Source organism: Thiemannella venezuelensis, assembly GCF_014203605.1.
GTDB lineage: Bacteria > Actinomycetota > Actinomycetes > Streptosporangiales > Streptosporangiaceae > Planomonospora_A > Planomonospora_A venezuelensis.
Genome location: NZ_JACHJJ010000003.1, coordinates 90,473 through 108,685, shown reverse-complemented (window position 1 = coordinate 108,685; position 18,213 = coordinate 90,473). Strand labels below are relative to the sequence as shown.

General features: G+C 72.7%; 14 protein-coding genes. 6 read left to right on the top strand and 8 right to left on the bottom strand.

From position 1 onward, the window contains the following. The first annotated feature begins 19 nt into the window (after positions 1-19). Positions 20-550: a cysteine dioxygenase family protein gene (locus FHS22_RS06170; protein WP_184939213.1), complete on the top strand. Its 531-nt coding sequence runs from the start codon at positions 20-22 to the stop codon at positions 548-550. A 60-nt stretch (positions 551-610) separates the two neighbouring features. Here FHS22_RS06170 and FHS22_RS06165 read toward each other — a convergent pair whose 3' ends face one another. From FHS22_RS06165 to FHS22_RS06150, 4 genes are all read right to left on the bottom strand, one after another. After that, the gene (locus tag FHS22_RS06165; protein ID WP_184939211.1) at positions 611-1,204 is read right to left on the bottom strand and encodes a TetR/AcrR family transcriptional regulator; all 594 of its coding nucleotides are present in this window, start codon (positions 1,202-1,204) and stop codon (positions 611-613) included. Positions 1,205-1,218: 14 nt separating this feature from the next. Next, a complete protein-coding gene (locus FHS22_RS06160) occupies positions 1,219-3,666 on the bottom strand; it encodes a YhgE/Pip domain-containing protein (RefSeq protein WP_184939209.1) in 2,448 nt (815 codons plus the stop codon). Then, complete coding sequence (locus FHS22_RS06155; protein ID WP_184939207.1) at positions 3,663-4,355, bottom strand: ABC transporter ATP-binding protein; 693 nt, start codon at positions 4,353-4,355, stop codon at positions 3,663-3,665. The genes FHS22_RS06160 and FHS22_RS06155 overlap by 4 nt, the downstream gene beginning before the upstream one ends. A gap of 91 nt (positions 4,356-4,446) precedes the next feature. Further along, positions 4,447-5,796 carry a M20/M25/M40 family metallo-hydrolase gene (locus FHS22_RS06150; protein WP_184939205.1) on the bottom strand — a complete coding sequence of 450 codons (1,350 nt, stop codon included), beginning with the start codon at positions 5,794-5,796 and terminating at the stop codon, positions 4,447-4,449. Between the two features lie 298 nt (positions 5,797-6,094). Between FHS22_RS06150 and FHS22_RS06145 the strand changes: the two genes are divergently transcribed. Together FHS22_RS06145 and ald are read left to right on the top strand one after the other, a co-directional pair. Continuing rightward, complete coding sequence (locus FHS22_RS06145; RefSeq protein WP_184939204.1) at positions 6,095-7,489, top strand: aspartate aminotransferase family protein; 1,395 nt, start codon at positions 6,095-6,097, stop codon at positions 7,487-7,489. Between the two features lie 47 nt (positions 7,490-7,536). Then, complete coding sequence (ald, locus tag FHS22_RS06140; protein ID WP_184939202.1) at positions 7,537-8,652, top strand: alanine dehydrogenase; 1,116 nt, start codon at positions 7,537-7,539, stop codon at positions 8,650-8,652. A 63-nt stretch (positions 8,653-8,715) separates the two neighbouring features. On the opposite strand, the gene FHS22_RS06135 is transcribed toward ald, so the two are convergent. The 4 genes from FHS22_RS06135 to FHS22_RS06120 form a co-directional block, all read right to left on the bottom strand. Beyond that, complete coding sequence (locus FHS22_RS06135) at positions 8,716-10,182, bottom strand: tetratricopeptide repeat protein (protein WP_184939200.1); 1,467 nt, start codon at positions 10,180-10,182, stop codon at positions 8,716-8,718. 85 nt (positions 10,183-10,267) lie between these two features. Then, the gene (locus tag FHS22_RS06130) at positions 10,268-11,320 is read right to left on the bottom strand and encodes a sulfite exporter TauE/SafE family protein (protein WP_184939199.1); all 1,053 of its coding nucleotides are present in this window, start codon (positions 11,318-11,320) and stop codon (positions 10,268-10,270) included. A gap of 219 nt (positions 11,321-11,539) precedes the next feature. After that, entirely contained in the window at positions 11,540-12,187 is a 648-nt protein-coding gene (locus tag FHS22_RS06125; protein WP_184939197.1) for a response regulator, read from the bottom strand. Beyond that, positions 12,184-13,338, bottom strand: a complete 1,155-nt coding sequence (locus FHS22_RS06120) for a sensor histidine kinase (protein ID WP_184939195.1) — start codon at positions 13,336-13,338, stop codon at positions 12,184-12,186. The genes FHS22_RS06125 and FHS22_RS06120 overlap by 4 nt, the downstream gene beginning before the upstream one ends. A gap of 124 nt (positions 13,339-13,462) precedes the next feature. On the opposite strand from FHS22_RS06120, the gene FHS22_RS06115 reads away from it, so the two are divergent. From FHS22_RS06115 to FHS22_RS06105, 3 genes are all read left to right on the top strand, one after another. Next, on the top strand, positions 13,463-15,220 hold the full coding sequence (locus tag FHS22_RS06115; RefSeq protein ID WP_338047618.1) for a gamma-glutamyltransferase: 1,758 nt from the start codon (positions 13,463-13,465) through the stop codon (positions 15,218-15,220). Positions 15,221-15,479: 259 nt separating this feature from the next. Further along, a complete protein-coding gene (locus FHS22_RS06110; RefSeq protein ID WP_184939192.1) occupies positions 15,480-16,943 on the top strand; it encodes a VMAP-C domain-containing protein in 1,464 nt (487 codons plus the stop codon). A 150-nt stretch (positions 16,944-17,093) separates the two neighbouring features. Further along, entirely contained in the window at positions 17,094-18,182 is a 1,089-nt protein-coding gene (locus FHS22_RS06105) for an AAA family ATPase (RefSeq protein WP_184939191.1), read from the top strand. Positions 18,183-18,213 lie beyond the last annotated feature (31 nt).

Here is an 18,213-nt window from a genome sequence, read left to right as displayed (position 1 = left end):
CCGGGCGCACGCTTGAGACATGGAGACCACGACTCTCGCCCGCCCCGGCCTGGCGGAACTGGTGGAGGGGGTCCGGGAACTCGCGTACCGGCCCGCGGAGCCGCGCGCCACGGCCTTCGCCGTCGCGGACGTGCTGCGCGACCGGCTGCCCGCGCCCGGGATCCTCACCGCCGGCGAACGGGCCGGCGATCCGGACACCTACGTCAGGCACACCCTCCACACGGAGAAGGGCTTCTCGGTCGTCGCGGTCGTCTGGCGGCCCGGGCAGCGGACCCGGCCCCACGACCACATCGCCTGGTGCGTCTTCGGCGTGCTGCAGGGGATCGAGTACGAGACGCTCTACCGCGACGAGGGCGACCACCTGGTCGAGATCGGCCGGGTCGCCAACCGGACCGGCGACGTCAGCGGTTTCGCCCCGCCCGGGGACATCCACAAGGTGCACAACGTCGGCGACACCACCGCGGTCTCCCTGCACATCTACGGGGCCGACCTCGGTGCGGAGCCCACGAGCGTGCGCCGTACCTACGACCTGCCGGTGCGCGGGAGGTAGCGGGCCGTACGGGGTCCGCCGCGGCGCCGGGCCTGCGGCGCACGGACGCCGTACGGCCGGCTACCCGGCCACCCGGCCGCGCAGGAGGTCGACGAGCGTGGCGTGCACCCGCTCGATCGGGCGGTCCGGGTGCAGTGCCCGGCGCTCGATCGCCACGGTCAGCACCATGCCGAACACGGCGGTCGCCGCGGTCTCCACGTCCAGGTCCTCGCGGACCGCGCCCTCGGCCACCGCCCGGCGCAGCACGTCCGCGTAGACGCCGAGCGCGTCCGCGCGCAGCCGGGCCACCGCCTCCTGCCAGGCGGTGCGCCACATCTCGGCGAGCAGCACCCGGGCGAACGCGCCGTACTCCTCGAAGAACCGCAACTGCGCCATGACCACCGAGTCGAGGGCGTCCAGCGCCGTCTCCCCGGCCGTCCCCCCGGCCGCCGCCCCGGACAGGGCATCGGCCAGCAGGCCGATCCCGTGGTCGAGCAGACCGGTGAAGAGCGCCTCCTTGGTGCCGAAGTTGTAGAACACCGTGCCCTTGGCCACCCCGGCGCGCTCGGCGATCGCGTCGACCGTGGTCGCGGCGTACCCCTGCTCCGCGATCAGCTCCGCCGCCGCCGCGAACAGCCTGAGCCTCGTCCCGGCCCGCCGGCCGCTCGCCTTCATGCCGCCAACGGTAGTCACAGTGCGAGCTCGGGGTGGAGCCGCCGCATCGACCAGGTCCGTCCCTTGTGCACGGCGTAGCAGCTCAGCGCCAGTCCCAGCGCGGTGAACAGGGCCAGCACCCCGCAGGCCTGCCAGACCACGGCCGGGTCGCCGCCGCTGATCAGACGCCGCAGCGCGCTGACGACCCAGCTCATCGGGAGCCACGGTGAGATCGCCTGGAAGAAGCCCGGCGAGGTCTCGATCGGGTAGGTTCCGGCGGCGGAGGTGAGCTGGAGCATCAGCAGCGCCAGCACCGCGACCCGGCCGGGCGCGCCGAGCAGGGCGTTGACCGCCTGCACGATCGCCAGGAACGCCGCGGTGGCCAGCAGCAGGAGTCCGGCCGTCCCGGCCCAGTGCGCGGCCTCCAGCCCGAGCCCGAACCTGAGCACCGCCAGCAGCACCCCGGTCTGGGCGGCGCCCAGGGCCAGGCCGGGCAGCCACCCGGCCACCGCGATCCGCCACGCGGGAGCCGTACCGGCCAGCAGGCGCGGGTTGAGCGGGCGCAGGACCATGTAGGCCACCATCGCGCCGACCCACAGCGCCAGCGGGACGAAGAACGGCGCGAAGCCGGTGCCGTAGTTGGGCACCTCGTTGACGGTCCGGCCGGCCAGCGTGACCGGCTCGCTCATCATCCCGGTACGGCTCGCACGCTCCTGCGCGCCGTAGTCGGGGATCTCCTCCGCCCCTTCGCCGAGCTTCTCGCTCAGCTCCCGGGAGCCGTCGACCAGCGTGCCGAGCCCGCCGGAGAGCCGGTCGAGGCCGTCATCGAGCTTCCCCGCCCCCTCGTGCAGTCTGCCGACCCCGCTGTCCACCCGGGCGGCGCCGTCGCCCAGCTCGGTGATGCCGCCGTCGAGCCGGGTCAGCCCGCCGGAGAGCCGGGCGGCGCCGTCGCCCAGCTCGGTGATGCCGCCGTCGAGCCGGGCCAGCCCGCCGGAGAGCTGGGCCGAGCCGTCGCCCAGTTTGGCGATGCCCGCAGTGAGCTGCGTGTTCGCGGTAGCGGCCGAGCCGAGGCCCGCGTGGACCTTGGCCGATCCGTCGGCCAGCTTGCCGAGCCCCTCGTCGAGCTGGCTGACCTTGTCCCGGGCCTGATCGAGTATGCGTCCGGCATCCGGCGCGAGCGCCGCCATGCGGCCCGAGACCTCCGAGATCCGCCGTGCGTCCTGCTGGAGCTGGGCGAGGGCCGGGCCGCCGCCCGCGGACGCACTCGCCATCCCGTCCTCGACCTGCCGGGTGGACCGGATGAGCTCCTCGGCGGCGGCGCGCAGGCCGGGATCGGCATCGGGGTCGTTCTCCAGCATGGCGAGCAGCCGCTCCGCCTGCTGACGGGCCTGCCCGGCTCCCTGGCCGAGCCCGGCGGGCAGCCTGCCGGTACCCTGGGCGACCAGGTCCGCGCCCTTCTCGACGGCCCGCGCGAGAGTCTGGAGCCGCGTGCCGTTGGCCTCCAGCGCCGGGACGAACTCGTCGGCCAGCTGGTTGAGCCTGGTCGTCTGGGCGTGGACCTGCTGGTACGCCTGGGCGTTGCCGTCGGCGACCTGCCGGGCGCCGCCCTCTAGCGTGGCCAGCCCCTCGCCCAGCTTCCGGGAACCTTTCTCCGCGTCCCCCAGCCCCTTGGCCAGGGTCTTCGCACCGGCCGACAACTCCGCGGCGGCCGCGTCCGCCTCTCCGAGTTTCTCGGTCAGGGTGCTCGCGCCGGCCGACAGCTTCGCGGTGGCGGTGTCCGCTTCGTTCAGGCCCACGGTGAGCCGGCGGGTGCCGTCCCTGGCCTGGCCGAGCCCGGTATTGAGGGTGGTCGCGCCGTCAGCCAGCCTGCCGGTGTTGTCGCGGGCCTTGAGGTTGCCGTCGTAGAGCTTCTCCGCGCCGTCGGCGGCCTTGGCGGTGGCGTCGTGCAGCTCGCCGAAGGAGACGAAGACGCTGTCCCAGTAGTCCTTGATCGCGGTACGGCCCGCGGCCTCCTTGACCTCGGCGAACACCGCGTCGGAGATCGTCCCCATGATGTAGCTCCGGCCGGTGTCCACCATGACGCCGAGTTCGGCGGGGGTGGGCGTGCCGTCACCGGAGGGCGAGGCGAGCCGGGCGCTGAAGTCGGCGGGGATCGTCAGGGAGAGGTAGAAGCTCCCGTCGTTGACGCCGTCGGCGGCCTCCCGGGCGCCGACCCGGTGCCAGGAGAACACCTCGCGTTCCCGGAGCTCCTCGACCAGCTCCCGCCCCGCGTCGATCGTCCGGTCGCCCGCCTTCGCGGGGCGGTCCTCCATGACGAGCGCCACCGGGATGTTCTCCAGGTTCCCCTGCGGGTCCCAGAACGACCACAGGTACAGCCCGGCGTAGAGCAGCGGCAGCATCACCACGCCCGCCAGCGCCGCCCGGGTCAGCCGCGACCGGGTGAACCGCCGCAGCTCCAGCCTGCCCAGCCGCAACGGCCTCATCGCTCCCGCTCCCCGCTCTCCCCGGCCCGTACGGCGTGCGCCGCGGTCCCGTCGTCCCCGGTCTCCGCCGCCGGGAGGCGCACCGTCCGGGCCGCAGGGCTCTCGGTGCAGGAGGCGATCACCGTCAGCCCCTGCCCGGCCAGCTCCTCCAGCGTCGCCCAGAGCGCGTCCCGCCGGTCGGCGGGCAGGCCGTGGTCCACGTTGTCGAGGACCAGCAGGCCGGGTCCGTCGAGCAGGGCCAGCGCGATCCCCAGGCGCACCCGCTGCTCGCGGCCGAGGTCGCGGATCAGCGTCCGGTCCTCGGGGGACAGCCCCAGCCCCGCCCGCTCCATGGCCGCGGCGGCGTGCCGGGCGCTCCCGGCGTTCCAGAACAGCCCGCGCGACCGTTCGCGCACGTGCTCGCGGACGGTCAGCGCCTTCTCCAGGTCGTTGACCCCGTCGACCAGGCCGAGCGCGGCGACCCGCCGGATCGCCCGCGGCCCGGTGCGCCCGGCGACGGTGAGGGTGCCCCCGGTCGGCCTCATCCGGCCGGCCAGCGTGAGCAGCAGGCTGGTGCGCCCGCTGCCCGCCTGCCCGGCGACGGCGGTCAGGCCGCCCGGTCCGGCCTCCAGGCCGACGTCACGGTAGACCCAGCCGTGCCCGCTCCTGAGGGACAGTTCGCACGCCTGCACCGCGGCCCCCTGGGGCATCGGGCACCTCCTTTAGAACTGACTGGTCAGTACAAAAGCTATCACGTGGAAAAGCCCCACCCCGGAAGGGGGTGGGGCTTCACGCCCCGCGTCAGCCGGTGGTCGCGGTGCCGTACTCCTGGAGGAAGAGCGCCTCGGAGAGGATCGTACGGCGGAGCTCCTCGACGACGACCCGCTCGTTGGGCGCGTGGATCGCGGCGCCGTCGTCCTCGGCGCCGAAGAGGAGGATCTCGGCGGCCGGGAACTGCCTGACGAACGTGGAGACCAGCGGGATCGAGCCGCCGGCCCCCACGTCGCGCGGCGGGCGGCCGTAGGCGCGCTCCATGGACCGGTTCAGCGCGGAGCGGGCGGTGCCGCCGGTGTCGGAGAGGAATCCCGAGCCGAGCACGTAGTCGGTGAAGCTCACCTTGACGCCCCACGGGGCGACCTGGTCGAGGAAGTCGACCACCGCCTCGATCGTCGTCTTGGGGTCGCCCGCCGGGGGGACCCGCACCGTGACGCGGGCGCGGGCGACCGCCTGGACCGCGTTGATCGCACCGGAGACGGTCGGCACGTCCAGGCCGGTGACGGTGATGGCGTAGGAGGCCCAGAGCCGGTCGGCCAGCGAGCCTGACCCCACCAGCGAGACGCCGTCCAGCACGCCCGCGGTCTCGCGGAACTCCTCCTCGGAGGGGCCGGTGCCCAGGAAGGTGCCGCGCGGCAGGCCGGGCACGCGGATGTCGCCGTGGTCGTCGTGCAGGGCGGCCAGCATCCGGATCAGCGCCGCCAGGGCGTCCGGGGCCGCGCCGCCGAACGAGCCGCTGTGCAGCGACTCCTCCAGGGTGCGCACCTCCACGGTGAACGCGCCCATGCCGCGCAGCGAGGTGGTCACCGACGGGTCGCCCACCCGGGGGTTGCCGGTGTCGGCGACGATGATCGCGTCGGCCCTCACCAGTTCGGGGTTGCGCTCGACGAACGCCTCCAGGCGCTCCCCGGCGTACTCCTCCTGGCCCTCGATGATGACCTTGATCCCGACCGGGAACCGGCCCTCGAAGGTGCGCAGCGCCGCGACGTGGGAGATGACGCCCGACTTGTCGTCGGCGGCGCCGCGGCCGTGGATCGCGCCGTCGACCTCGGTCGGCTCGAAGGCCGGGGTGCGCCAGAGCGCCGGGTCGCCCGCGGGCTGGACGTCGTAGTGCGCGTAGAGCAGCACGGTCGGGGCGCCGGGAGGCGCCGGGGCCTCGGCGTAGACGGCCGGGAAGCTCCCGTCCACCGGGATCTGCCGGACCTCCGGGAGCCCGGCGCTGCGCAGCAGCTCCTCGGTGGCCGCCGCGGCCGCGTGCACGGGCTCATCCGGGTGGCCGGGGAAGGCCACGGAGGGGATGGAGACGAGCCGCTTGAGGTCTTCGATCGCCCGGGGCAGGCCTGCGTCGACGGCGCCTTCGATCTCGTCAGGAGTCACGACGTTCCCTCGCATCTCAGTATGTGGTCTGCGCCTATTGCAGCACAGGCGGCGGGCGGCCGTGCCCACCCGGCGGGCGGGTGCGTCCGCCTCCCTCTCCTGCCCCGTGGTTCCGCCCGGCGGAACCGTGCCGTCCGGGGCCGCTCCACCGCTGGTCGGTGAGCGCGGATTTCGTCGTTGTTACATGAGCGTTTTGCGGATTCCGAGGTTCTTACACCATGAACCCACGCTTTCACTTGGCAAAAGGGCCTCCGGCATGCACACTGTGGGAAGCCCAGCTCACTGAGGGAAGATAGCGATGACGTACCCCGAGAACACCGACGTGGCTTCGGTCATGAAGGCCGCGCAGGACAACCTGTGGATGCACTTCACCCGGCACGGCTCCTACGCGGACGCCGAGGTCCCGATGATCGTTCGGGGTGAGGGCGCCTACGTCTACGACATCCACGGCAAGCGCTACCTCGACGGTCTGGCCGGCCTGTTCGTCGTCCAGGCCGGGCACGGCCGCAGCGAGCTCGCCGAGGCCGCCGCCAAGCAGGCCCAGGAACTGGCGTTCTTCCCGCTGTGGTCGTACGCGCACCCCAAGGCCGCCGAGCTCGCCCAGCGCCTGGCCGAGCAGACCCCCGGCGACCTCAACCGGGTCTTCTTCACCACCGGCGGCGGCGAGGCCGTCGAGACCGCGTGGAAGCTCGCCAAGCAGTACTACAAGATGACCGGCAAGCCGCTCAAGCACAAGGTCATCAGCCGCCAGATCGCCTACCACGGCACCCCGCAGGGCGCCCTGTCGATCACCGGCATCCCGCTCTTCAAGCAGATGTTCGAGCCGCTGGTGCCGGGCTCGGTCCGGGTGCCGAACACCAACCACTACCGCGCCGACGAGATCACCGGCGTGGCCGGAATGACCCCGGAGCAGTACGGCTACTGGGCCGCCGAGCGCGTCGCCCGCGCCATCGAGATGGAGGGCCCGGACACCGTGGCCGCCGTCTTCGTCGAGCCGGTGCAGAACGCCGGCGGCTGCTTCCCGCCCCCGCCCGGCTACTTCCAGCGCCTGCGCGAGATCTGCGACGAGTACGACGTGCTGCTCGTCTCCGACGAGGTCATCTGCGCCTTCGGCCGCCTGGGCACCATGTTCGGCGGGCAGAAGTTCGACTACGTCCCCGACATCATCACCTGCGCCAAGGGCATGACCAGCGGCTACTCGCCGATCGGCGCGATGATCGCCTCCGAGCGCCTCTTCGAGCCGTTCAAGAACGGCACCGAGATGTTCGCCCACGGCTACACCTTCGGCGGCCACCCCGTCTCCGCGGCGGTGGCGCTGGCCAACCTCGACCTCTTCGAGCGCGAGGACCTGCTCGGCCACGTGACCCGTAACGAGCCGGTCTTCCGCGCCACCCTCGAGCGTCTCCACGACCTGCCGATCGTCGGCGACGTGCGCGGCTCCGGATTCTTCTGGGGCATCGAGCTCGTCAAGGACAAGGCGACCAAGGAGACCTTCAGCGCGGACGAGTCCGAGCGCATGCTCCGCGGCTTCCTCTCCAAGGCCCTCTTCGACGCGGGCCTGTACTGCCGCGCCGACGACCGCGGCGACCCCGTGGTCCAGCTCGCGCCCCCGCTCATCTGCGGCCCCAAGGAGTTCGACGAGATCGAGTCGATCCTCCGCTCCGTGCTCACCGAGGCATGGAACCGGCTCTGAACGGCTCCGCCCTCCTCTTCCGTCGCAACTCCTGAAAGGAAACCCCTGTGAAGATCGGTGTCCCCACCGAGGTCAAGAACCACGAGTACCGTGTCGCGGCCACCCCGGCGGGCGTGCACGAGCTGGTCCGGCACGGCCACGAGGTGGTCATCCAGCGCGGCGCCGGCCTCGGCTCGCACCTGCCCGACGAGGACTACCTCGCGGCCGGTGCCAAGATCCTCGACACCGCCGACGCGGTGTGGGGCGAGGCCGACATGATCCTCAAGGTCAAGGAGCCCATCGCGGAGGAGTACCACCGCATGCGCCCCGGCCAGGTGCTCTTCACCTACCTGCACCTGGCGGCCGGCAAGGCGTGCGCCGAGGCCCTGCTGGAGCGGCAGGTCACCGGCATCGCCTACGAGACCGTCCAGGTCGGCAACACCCTGCCGCTGCTCGCCCCGATGTCGGAGGTCGCGGGCCGCCTCGCCCCGCAGGTCGGCGCCTACAACCTGATGCGCTTCAACGGCGGGCGCGGCGTGCTGCCCGGCGGCGTGCCCGGCGTGGCCCCGGCCAAGGTCGTCGTCATCGGCGCCGGCGTCTCCGGCCTCAACGCCGCGCAGATCGCCGTCGGCATGGGCGCGGACGTCACCGTCCTCGACCTCAACATCGACCGCCTGCGCTCCATCGACGCCATCTACCAGGGCCGGCTGAAGACCCTCGTCTCGACCTCGTACGCGATCGAGAAGGAGGTCCTGGACGCCGACCTGGTCATCGGCGCGGTGCTGATCCCGGGCGCCAAGGCTCCGACCCTCGTCTCCAACGACCTGGTCTCCCGGATGAAGCCGGGCTCCGTGCTCGTCGACATCGCGATCGACCAGGGCGGCTGCTTCGAGGACTCCCGCCCGACCACGCACGCCGAGCCGACCTACACGGTCCACAACTCGATCTTCTACTGCGTGGCCAACATGCCGGGCTCGGTGGCCAACACCTCCACCTACGCGCTGACCAACGCGACCCTGCCGTACGCGGTCAAGCTCGCGAACCTGGGCTGGAAGGCCGCCCTGGCGCAGGACGCCGCCCTCGCCCCGGGCCTCAACACCCACGCCGGCCTGCTCACCAACGAGCCGGTCGCGGTCGCGCTCGGCCTGCCGTTCACCCCGGTCTCCGAGGTCCTCTCCGCCTGATCTCCGGGCCGCCCCGGACCGGCGTCGCCCGGTGCGGGGCGGCCGGTGCGGGGCGTGCGCCGTTCAGCGGAGGCCGAGCCGGGTCCGCAGGTCGCGGGCCGTGACCAGGACGTGCTCGACCTCGGCCGGTGTCGGCCAGGGGGCGCTGCCCGGCCGGAGCAGCGTCGCCCGGACCGAGCCCAGGTGCTCGATCGCCTCCGGGTGCAGCCCGCTCCGCGTGGTCAGCCAGCTCACGGCGCCGGCGTGGTCGCGCAGCGGCCGGGTCACCAGATCCCAGGTGCAGAGGATCTCCGTCAGGTCCCCGGCCCTGAGCGGGAGCCCGCCCCGCTGGGCCACCGCGGCGGCCGCCAGCTCCGCGCGGGCGACGAGCTCGGGTTCGGCGATCCGGCCCCAGACCGGGGCCGGCGACCCGGTCTCGTCCGCGGGAGATCCCGCCCCGGCCGCGAGGGGTCCCGGCAGGTCGCGGGCGCTGTACGGGGACCCGGTCGTCGCGAGCAGGGAGGCGAGCTCGGCCGCGGCCCGCCGGTGCCCGGCCCGTGCCGCCTGACGGAACCAGTGCTCCCCGCCCTGCAGGTCGCCCTGCTCCGCGATGAGCAGCAGGCCGAGGTCGAAGGCCGCCTCCGGGTCGCCGGAGGCCGCGGCCCGGCCGAACCAGTGGCCGGCCGCCTGGGCGTCGCCCAGTTCCACGCACACGAACCCGGCCGTCCGCTGGTCGTCCGCCCGCCCGGCGCAGGCGGCCCGCTCGAACCAGGCGCGGGCGGTGCGCAGGTCGCCCCGGGTGAGCGCGATCCCGCCGAGCTGCGAGGCGGCCCCGGGGTGCTCGCTGCCCGCGGCGAGCCGGTAGAACGCCTCGGCGCCCTCCGGGTCGCGGTTGGCCGCCAGGAGCAGGCCGAGATGGTAGGCGGCGTCGGCGTGCCCGCCCCGGGCGGCCAGCTCCCACCAGCGCAGCGTCTCCTCCTCCTCGCCGGAGGCGTAGGAGAGGAAGCCCAGGTCGTGCCCGGAGGCCAGGTCGCCGTCCAGGGCGGCCCGCCGGTGCCACTCCCCGGCGGTCTTCAGATCGCCGTCGTCCTCGTGGATCAGCGCCAGCCGGCGGGCCGCGCTCCGCGAGCCCGAGAGGGCCGCGGTCTCGAACCACCGCCGGGCGGCGGCCAGCTCGCCGAGCTGCTCCATCAGCAGCGTCGCCAGGTTCAGCGCGGCCTCGGTGTCGCCGGTGCCCGCGGCCCGTTCGTACCAGCGCACGGCCTCGCCGAGGCTGCCGTGCTTCTCGTGCCAGACGCCGAGGTTGTAGGCGCTGTCGGTGCTGCCCGCGGCGGCCGCCCGCTCCCACCAGTGCCGCGCCGCCGAACGGTCCCCGCGCTGCGCGTGGTGCCGCCCGAGCAGGTGCGCGGCACGCGCGTCACCCGCCTGCGCCGCCACCAGCAGGACGGCCGGATCGTCGCCGCCGGGCTCGTGTCCCTGCTCGTGCCGGGCGCCCCGGGGGGCGGGCACCCGGACCGCGGTCGTCTCCGGCTCACCCGGCCACCAACCCATGTCATCCTCCTGCCTGACAGTCCACAGGATCGCATGTAATCGATCGTAAGCGGAGCGTAATCAGAACCTCCGTGCCGGGGAACGTTCAGGAGAAGACGACGAAGCCCGCGTACATCCCCATCGAGCAGCTGTAGCGGAGCGTCCCCGCGGGTCGCGGGCCGAGCCGCACGACGGCGGGGAGCGGCACGTCGCGGCCCTCGACGGTGAGCGTCCGCGCGCAGCCCGGGTCGCCCGCGACGCGGAAGACCAGTTCGACGGGCACGCCCGCGCGCGCCGCCACGATGCCGGGGCGGTACCCGCGGTCCGTCGCCCAGAGGTCGATCCGCTGCACGCCGCCGGCGAGGACCGGCCGCGGCGCGGTGTCCGCCGCCGCGGCCGGGGCGGCCGGACCGGGGAGCCAGCCGCCCAGGCGCAGCCCCGAGGTGACGGTCCACACCCCGGCGGCCAGCGCCAGCACTCCCGCCAGGGCCGCCAGCCGGGTGGACGCCGCCCGGCGCAACGCGAGCCCGAGCAGCGCGAACGCGGGGGCGGTGCCCGCGGCGAAGCCCGCCATGACCGCGGCCCCGCCCAGCGCGGAGCCGCTGGAGACCGCGACCGTCTCGGCGCTGAGCGTGACCCCGCAGGGCAGCAGCACCGTCGCCGCCCCGAGCAGCACGGCCCGTCCGGCGCCCGGCGGCACTCCCGCACGGCCGGCGGAACCGGGCGGCGCCGGGCTGGACTCGGAGGGACCGCGCGCCGCGGCGCCGGGTCCGGCGGATCCGCGGGCGGGTGCGGCGGGTTCCGGCCCGGCCCCCCGGCGGGCGGGCGCGCGGGCGAAGGCCCGGAGCCCGAACCCGATGACCGCGAGTCCTGCCGCGACCAGCAGCACCGCCCGCGCTCCCGGGGAGAGCCGTACGGCCGAGCCCAGCAACCCGAGAAGCGTCCCGGCCGCGAGGTGGGAGGTGAGGCGCCCGGTGAGGAAGAGGGCGACGGCTCCCGTGCCGGACAGGCCGGAGGAGGCCTGGCAGCAGCCGCTCCGCGCCGGTGGTGCCCCGGTGGCCAGCCCCGCGAGCAGGCCGCCCTGCACGGCCGTACACGAGGCGGTGCCCGCCACCAGACCGGTGGCGAGCCCCCCGACGAACAGCGCGACCGGCTCCACGCTCAGCGGGCGGCCGTGGTCGTGATGCAGATCCCCACGGATCGAACGCTAACCGCGGCAAGCCGAGGCGAACAGTAACACTTTGCTCACCCATCGTCATCGTCATCATCATCGGCGGTGCGGGCGCCGGGCCTCTCCGAGGGCCCTGGCGAAGACCGGGGTGCCGAGGGTGAAGCCGACCGGCCCGGGATCGCGAACGCCTGATCGGATCGCGAGGACTCAGGACCAGCCGGGGCGGACCAGGCCGGTCTCGTAGGCGATGACGACGAGCTGGGCGCGGTCCCGGGCGTGCAGCTTCATCATGGTCCGGCTGACGTGGGTCTTGGCGGTGGCCGGGCTCATGAAGAGCTTCCCGGCGATCTCGTCGTTGGTCATGCCGGTGCCGACGAGGGCGAGGACCTCGCGCTCCCGGTCGGTGAGCGGGGACAGGTCCAGCGAGGAGTCGGGCCGCTTGGCGCGGCTGGCGTACTCGGCGATGAGGCGGCGGGTCACGCCGGGGGAGAGCAGGGCGTCTCCGGCGGCGACGACGCGGACGGCCTGGATCAGCTCGGCGGGCTCGGTGTCCTTGACCAGGAAGCCGCTGGCGCCGTTGCGCAGGGCCTCGAAGACGTACTCGTCCAGCTCGAACGTGGTCAGGATGACGATCTTCGGTCCCGGGGGCATCCGCCGGGTGGCCTCCAGGCCGTCCATGCCGGGCATCCGGACGTCCATCAGGACCACGTCCGGCCGGTGCTCGGCGGCCAGGGCCAGGGCCTCGGCCCCGTCGGCGGCCTCGGCCACCACGGTCATCCCGGGCTGGGCGTCGAGCAGCGCCCGGAACCCGGCCCTGACCAGGGCCTGGTCGTCGGCGAGAAGGATGCTGATCACGGTGTCTCCTCCGGTGTCCGGGATGTCTCCTCCGAGGGGCGCGGCGCCTCCTCCGGGATCGGCAGACGGGCCTCGACGCGGAAGCCGCGCCCGTGGCGCCCGGCGGCCAGCGTCCCTCCCAGGGCAGCGGCCCGCTCCTTCATGCCGGGGATGCCGTTGCCTCCGCCCAGGCTCTCGGCGGGGGTCCCGTCACCGGAGTCGGTGACCCGGACCAGCAGCTCGCGGGCGCCGTACTCCAGCAGGACCTCGACCGCGGAGCCGGGGGCGTGCCGGACGACGTTGGTGAGGGACTCCTGCACGATGCGGTATCCGGCCAGGTCCACCCCGGACGGCAGCGGCCTGGCCCGGCCGGTGACGCGCCGGGTGACGTCGAGGCCGCTCCGCCCGGCCAGCTCCTCCAGGCCGTCCAGCCCGGCCGTCGGGGAGCGTGGCGCGTCGTCGCGGAGCACGCCGATCAGCGAGCGCATCTCGGTCAGCACGTCCTTGGACGCCTGCTTGATCGCGGTGAGCGCGGTGCGGGCCTGCTCGGGGTGGTCGTCGATCAGGTGCAGCGCGGTGGAGGCCTGCACGTGGATGAGCGAGATGTTGTGGGCGAGCACGTCGTGCAGCTCCTGGGCCATGGTCAGCCGCTCCTCGCTGACCTGCCGCCGCGACTCCTCCGCGACCACCCGCGCACGCTCGGCCGCCCGCTCCGTCCTGGCCCTGGCGAACTCCCCCACGGCCAGGACGGTCCCCAGGACGGCCGCTATCCCGAGGTCGTGCCAGAGACCGGGGCTGGGGACGGGCGCCAGCCAGGTCGTGTAGGCGACGAGGAACGCGTAGGCCACCGCCGAGGCGGCCCAGGCGGTGCGCCGGTGGCCGAGGACGACGGTGAAATGGAGCGCGATGAGGGGACTGAAGAAGATCGGGCCGTAGGCGTGGCCGCGGGCGACGAAGGCGAAGGTCGAGGCGAGCGTGACGGCCAGGGCGAGCACCGGGTGGCTGCGCCGCGCGGCCAGGGCGAGCGGCCCGACCAGCAGCAGGGCGGTGCCGAGGAGGTCCACCGGGAGGCGGCCGGGCTGGTTGGCCTGCGCCCCGTAGTTGGACGCGACCTGGACGGCTCCCACGACCAGCGGGAGCATCCGGTCGGTCAATCGGGGTCGGGTGCGCACGCCCAGCACCCTATGTCCCCCGGCCTGACCTGCGCGTCCGCCCTGCGGGGCAGGGGACGGTACATCCCCGGAGGTACAGGGCTGACAACACCGGCGAGCTGGGTAAAGCTGTCCGCAGGAGGTCATGATGATCGCTCGTCGCATCGCCGTACCGCTCGCCGGGATCCTGGCCGGGAGCTCCGTTCTGCTCACCCAGCCCGCCACGGCGGGGGTGTCGCCGCCGGTGGAGAAGAGACCCGTGGCCGAGGGGTACGGCGGGGCGGTCTCGACCGTCGACCCGGACGCGAGCAGGGCGGCGCTGGAGGTGCTGCGCCGCGGCGGCAACGCCGTGGACGCGGCGGTCGCGGGAGCGGCCGTGCTCGGTGTCACCGAGCCCTACTCGGCAGGGCTCGCCGGAGGCGGGTTCATCGTCTACTACGACGCCCGGCGGAAGAAGGTCCACACGATCGACGGCCGGGAGACGGCACCGCGGGCGATGACCTCGGCCTCGCTGGAGGGCGTCCCGCTCGACGAGGCCGTCACCAGCGGGCTCTCGGCCGGGGTCCCGGGCAGCGTGGCCCAGTGGGAGCTGGCGCTGCGCCGGTTCGGCACGCTCTCGCTCCGGCAGGCGCTGCAGCCCGCGATCAGGGTGGCGCGCGAGGGCTTCACGGTCGACCGGACCTTCCACGACCAGACCGCCGCCAACGCCGCCAGGTTCGCCGACTTCACCTCCACCGCCCGGCTCTTCCTGCCCGGCGGCGCGCCGCCCCCGGTCGGCTCCACCTTCCGCAACCCCGAGCTGGCCGAGACCTACCGCCTGCTCGGCCGGTACGGCGGGCGCTGGCTGTACGGCGGCGGCCTCGGCGCCGAGATCGTGAAGACCGTCAAGAACCCGCCGGTCGCCCCCGGGTCCGCCAGGAACGTCCGGCCCGGCCTGATGGAGCTGCCCGACCTGAGGGCCTACCGGGCCCTGGAGCGCCCGCCGACCAGGACGACCTACAAGGGCATGGACGTGTACGGCATGGCGCCCCCGTCCTCGGGCGGCTCGACGGTCGGCGAGGCGCTCAACATCCTGGAGGCGCTGCCCGAGGCCGGGATGCACGAGTACCTGGAGGCGTCCAGGCTCGCCTTCGCCGACCGGGGCAGGTACGTCGGCGACGTCCCCGGGGTGCCGCTGGAGGAGCTGCTGTCCGACGGGTTCGCCAAGGAGCGGGCCTGCCTGGTCGGCGAGCGGGCGATGCCGCACCCGGCCCCGCCGGGGAACCCCGACGGCGCCTACGAGCCCTGTCCGGCGGCGGACCCGGCGCCCCCGACGGCGGAGACGCCCGCCGAGGGGCCGGAGACCACCCACCTGGTCGTGGCGGACCGGTGGGGGAACGTCGTCGCCTACAACATCACCATCGAGTCCACCGGCGGCAACGGCATCGTCGTCCCCGGCCGCGGCTTCCTGCTCAACAACGAGCTGACCGACTTCACCTTCGGTCCCGCCCCGGGCGACCCCAACCTGCCCGGACCGGGCAAGCGGCCCCGCTCGTCCATGGCCCCGACGATCGTGCTCGCCGACGGCCGGCCGCTGCTCGCCCTCGGCTCGCCCGGCGGGTCGACGATCATCACGACCGTGCTGCAGATCCTCGTCAACCGCTGGGAGCTCGGCATGCCCCTGCCCGAGGCCCTGGCGGCGCCCCGGGCCACCCAGCGCAACACCGCCCAGACCCAGGCCGAGCAGGGGTTCATCGACCGCTACGGCGCCGAGCTCACCGCCCGGGGACACGCTTTCACGCTCAACCCGGAGATCGGCGCCGCCACCGCCGTCGAGTTCCTCGGCCGGGGCAGGCTCCAGGCCGTCGCCGAGCCGTCCCGGAGAGGAGGGGGCAGCGCCCTGGTCATGATCCCGGCCCGTTAGCTAGCTGTTCTGTCCCGTGAGGTCCCGTCCGAGGCCACCACCGCGGCGTGTCGATCTCGGGCGGGCCGAAATGACCGGTGCAGGGGAAACGCGAGTGAGAGCGCGGTCGGGTGTCGGTGGACCGCCGGAATTCTTGGGGCCTTTGCACGGGTGCGCGTCTTCCCCGGATTCATCCCGAGATATAGCGTTCCATCACATACGACGCTGATCGACGGTGGTCATGAGCCCGACGGTGGCCACGGGGTGACGAGGGGGAGATGTGCCGGATCGCTCAGTCGACCCCAAGGCGATCGCTGATGTGCTGCTGGGTATTCCCGAGCTGCGGTTCGATGTTCTGGTGAACATGATCAACGATGAGTTGAGGCCCCGGAGAATACTCATCGATGAGATGGAGCATCCGAAAACACGTATGTATCGGATTGTTACCGAATGTCTCAAGGGTGAGAAGGAGCGGAGGGCGCTCGTCTCCGCTCTCGGCTTTCTCTGTGAGGGTTCCACAGAGGCGGAGAAGGCCCGGAGAATGGTCAGTCTGGCAAGCCCCCTTATGACGCAGAATGACGAGCTGCGCGTCGAGGAGCTCCTGCGGGGATGCAGCGTGGACAATCTGAGCGCTCTCTACCGCGCGGCGGTCGGGCGGGCGGTCCGTCCGTATCCGCATGGGCTCACCGGGCCGGGGGAGATCTTCGTCTATCTCCTCGACTCCAACACCCGGCCTGGAAGACTCTCCCCCCACCTGCGGTTCCTCGCTCTTCTCGTGCAGGTCCTCCCGAGGCAGAAACCGGCCGTCGGTCTCGACCTGGTGAGCGGGTTACGCCGCTGGCTGTACCAGCAGCGTGATCTCCTGCGCGCGGACGGAAACGAGGAGGCGGCCGCGGAACTCGAACTCCTGCTGACTCGGCCGTATCCGTTTCCCGAACGGACCGACTTTCCGATCTGCTTGACTATCGAGATCGACCGGCTGCCCGTTCCGAACGACGCGCGGGACTTGCACATCGTCAGCCACTGGCGGCAGTTCGACCACGTCCAGTGGTGTCCGGTGCGGGGAGAGGACAGGGAGGTGCCGCTGGCAGAGGTCGTCACCCATGTGCTCGACCTGGTAATGGAGGCGGAGACCGGGTGGGGATACGGCATCAGGGCACCTCTGCTGCTGGAGTTCGTGCTCCCGCCCGACCTGATCAACCTCGAGGTGGACCGGTGGCTCCGGCCGACCCCCAACGGCCTGCCGCCGCGGACACTGGGCATGGACTACGAGGTCGTGATCCGTAGTGACACGCGCCTGCGGCCCCGCGACAGGCACCGACTCTGGTGGGACCGGTGGGAACGGTTCATGAGCGAGAACGGCGGAACCTACCTCGTCCCGCTGGAGGAGCCCGCGAATCTGGTGAGGCTCCGGCAGGAACTGGACGAAGGAGAGCATCTGGTGGTCTGTGTGCTGTCCACCCCGCCCGATCGTGAGCCCGGTCACTCGGAGCTGGGCGTGGCCGTTGACGCCGGGATACCGATCATCCTGTGGTGCCGGAACGCCGAGAGCAACGACGACTTCCGTGACGTGGTGGCGGAGGCCGTGCAACCCGCGCGACTCAAGAAGCTGCCCAAGAGCATCATGGGTATCCGCAGGTCGGTCGGGAGGTCCGCGTCACGCGCCCACTGGAATATCGGAATGCTTTGGGACGATCCGACCCGGGACATTCCCCCTGCGGATCCGCTGAAAGCACCGGCGTGATGTCTTCGGGAAGCCTATGCACGGGAAACCCAAAAATCCGGGGATCCCTCTGTTCGCAGAGGGCCTTGCACCCCTGTCGGTGGGAGGGGATCCTGCGAGGAAGACAGTTCCCCCGATGTAAACGCACGCCCCAGTAGAGGACGTTCGCAGATGAGCGCCGAAAGGTCAAACGAAGCTGACGGTCCCCGAGTCATTCCCAAGGGCTGGTTCATCTACCGGGGCACAGGAGTTCCCCGGGACGAAAGAAAAGACGTCCCGCTGCGTAAGGCGCTTCCTCCGCCTCCGCCCTGGCGTGACTTCACGGGCGGGCCGGTCCTGTCGCCGCCCGCCGAGGACCTGGCAGAGCTGGACCGGAGACTGGGACCGGTTGACTTCCTGCCCCCGCGCAGAGCCGACCCGAAGGAGGTCGCCGCAGTCAACGCCGCGCTCTGCCTGCGCCGCCCGTTGCTGGTCACCGGCAACCCCGGCGTGGGCAAGTCCACACTCGCCTATCAGATCAGCCGCGAGCTGCACCTCGGCCCGGTGCTGCGCTGGCCGGTCAACAGCCGCACCACGCTCCGCTCCGGGCTGTACGAGTACGACGCGATCGGCAGAGTCCAGGACGCCCGCACACGCGCCGGGAACGAGGAGCCGGAGCAGGGAACGGACATCGGTGAGTACCTGCGGCTCGGCCCTCTCGGCACAGCGCTGCTCCCCTACAGGCTCCCGCGCGTCCTGCTGATCGACGAGTTCGACAAGAGTGACGCAGATCTGGCCAACGACCTGCTCGACGTGCTGGAGGAGGGCAGCTACCAGGTCCCGGAGCTGTTCCGGATCCGTTCTCGCACCCCCGAGGTCGCCGTCCACATCTCCGATCCCGAGCAGAGCGCGGTCATCACGAAGGGTGCGGTGTGCTGTCGTGCCTTCCCGTTCATCGTCATCACCAGCAACGGCGAGCGGGAGTTCCCGCCCGCCTTCCTCCGGCGCTGCGTTCAGCTCCACATGGTGGAACCCGGCCAGGAACGACTCGCCGAACTGGTGACGGCACGCTTCTCTAGCGCGGCCGAGCCGTACAAGGATCGGCTCATCCAGGAGTTCCTGGCCTACCGTAGGCGACACCCGGTCGCGGCGGACCAGCTCCTGAACGCCCTCTACCTGGCGATCCACGGTCAGGGCGGTCAGGACCCGATGGACGACCAAACCTGGAAACAGGTCCTCGACGTGGTGTTGCAACGGCTCGATGCGGCGGGCGCGGGGTGACCCGGCCGGAGGACCCGCCGGCACGAGGCTT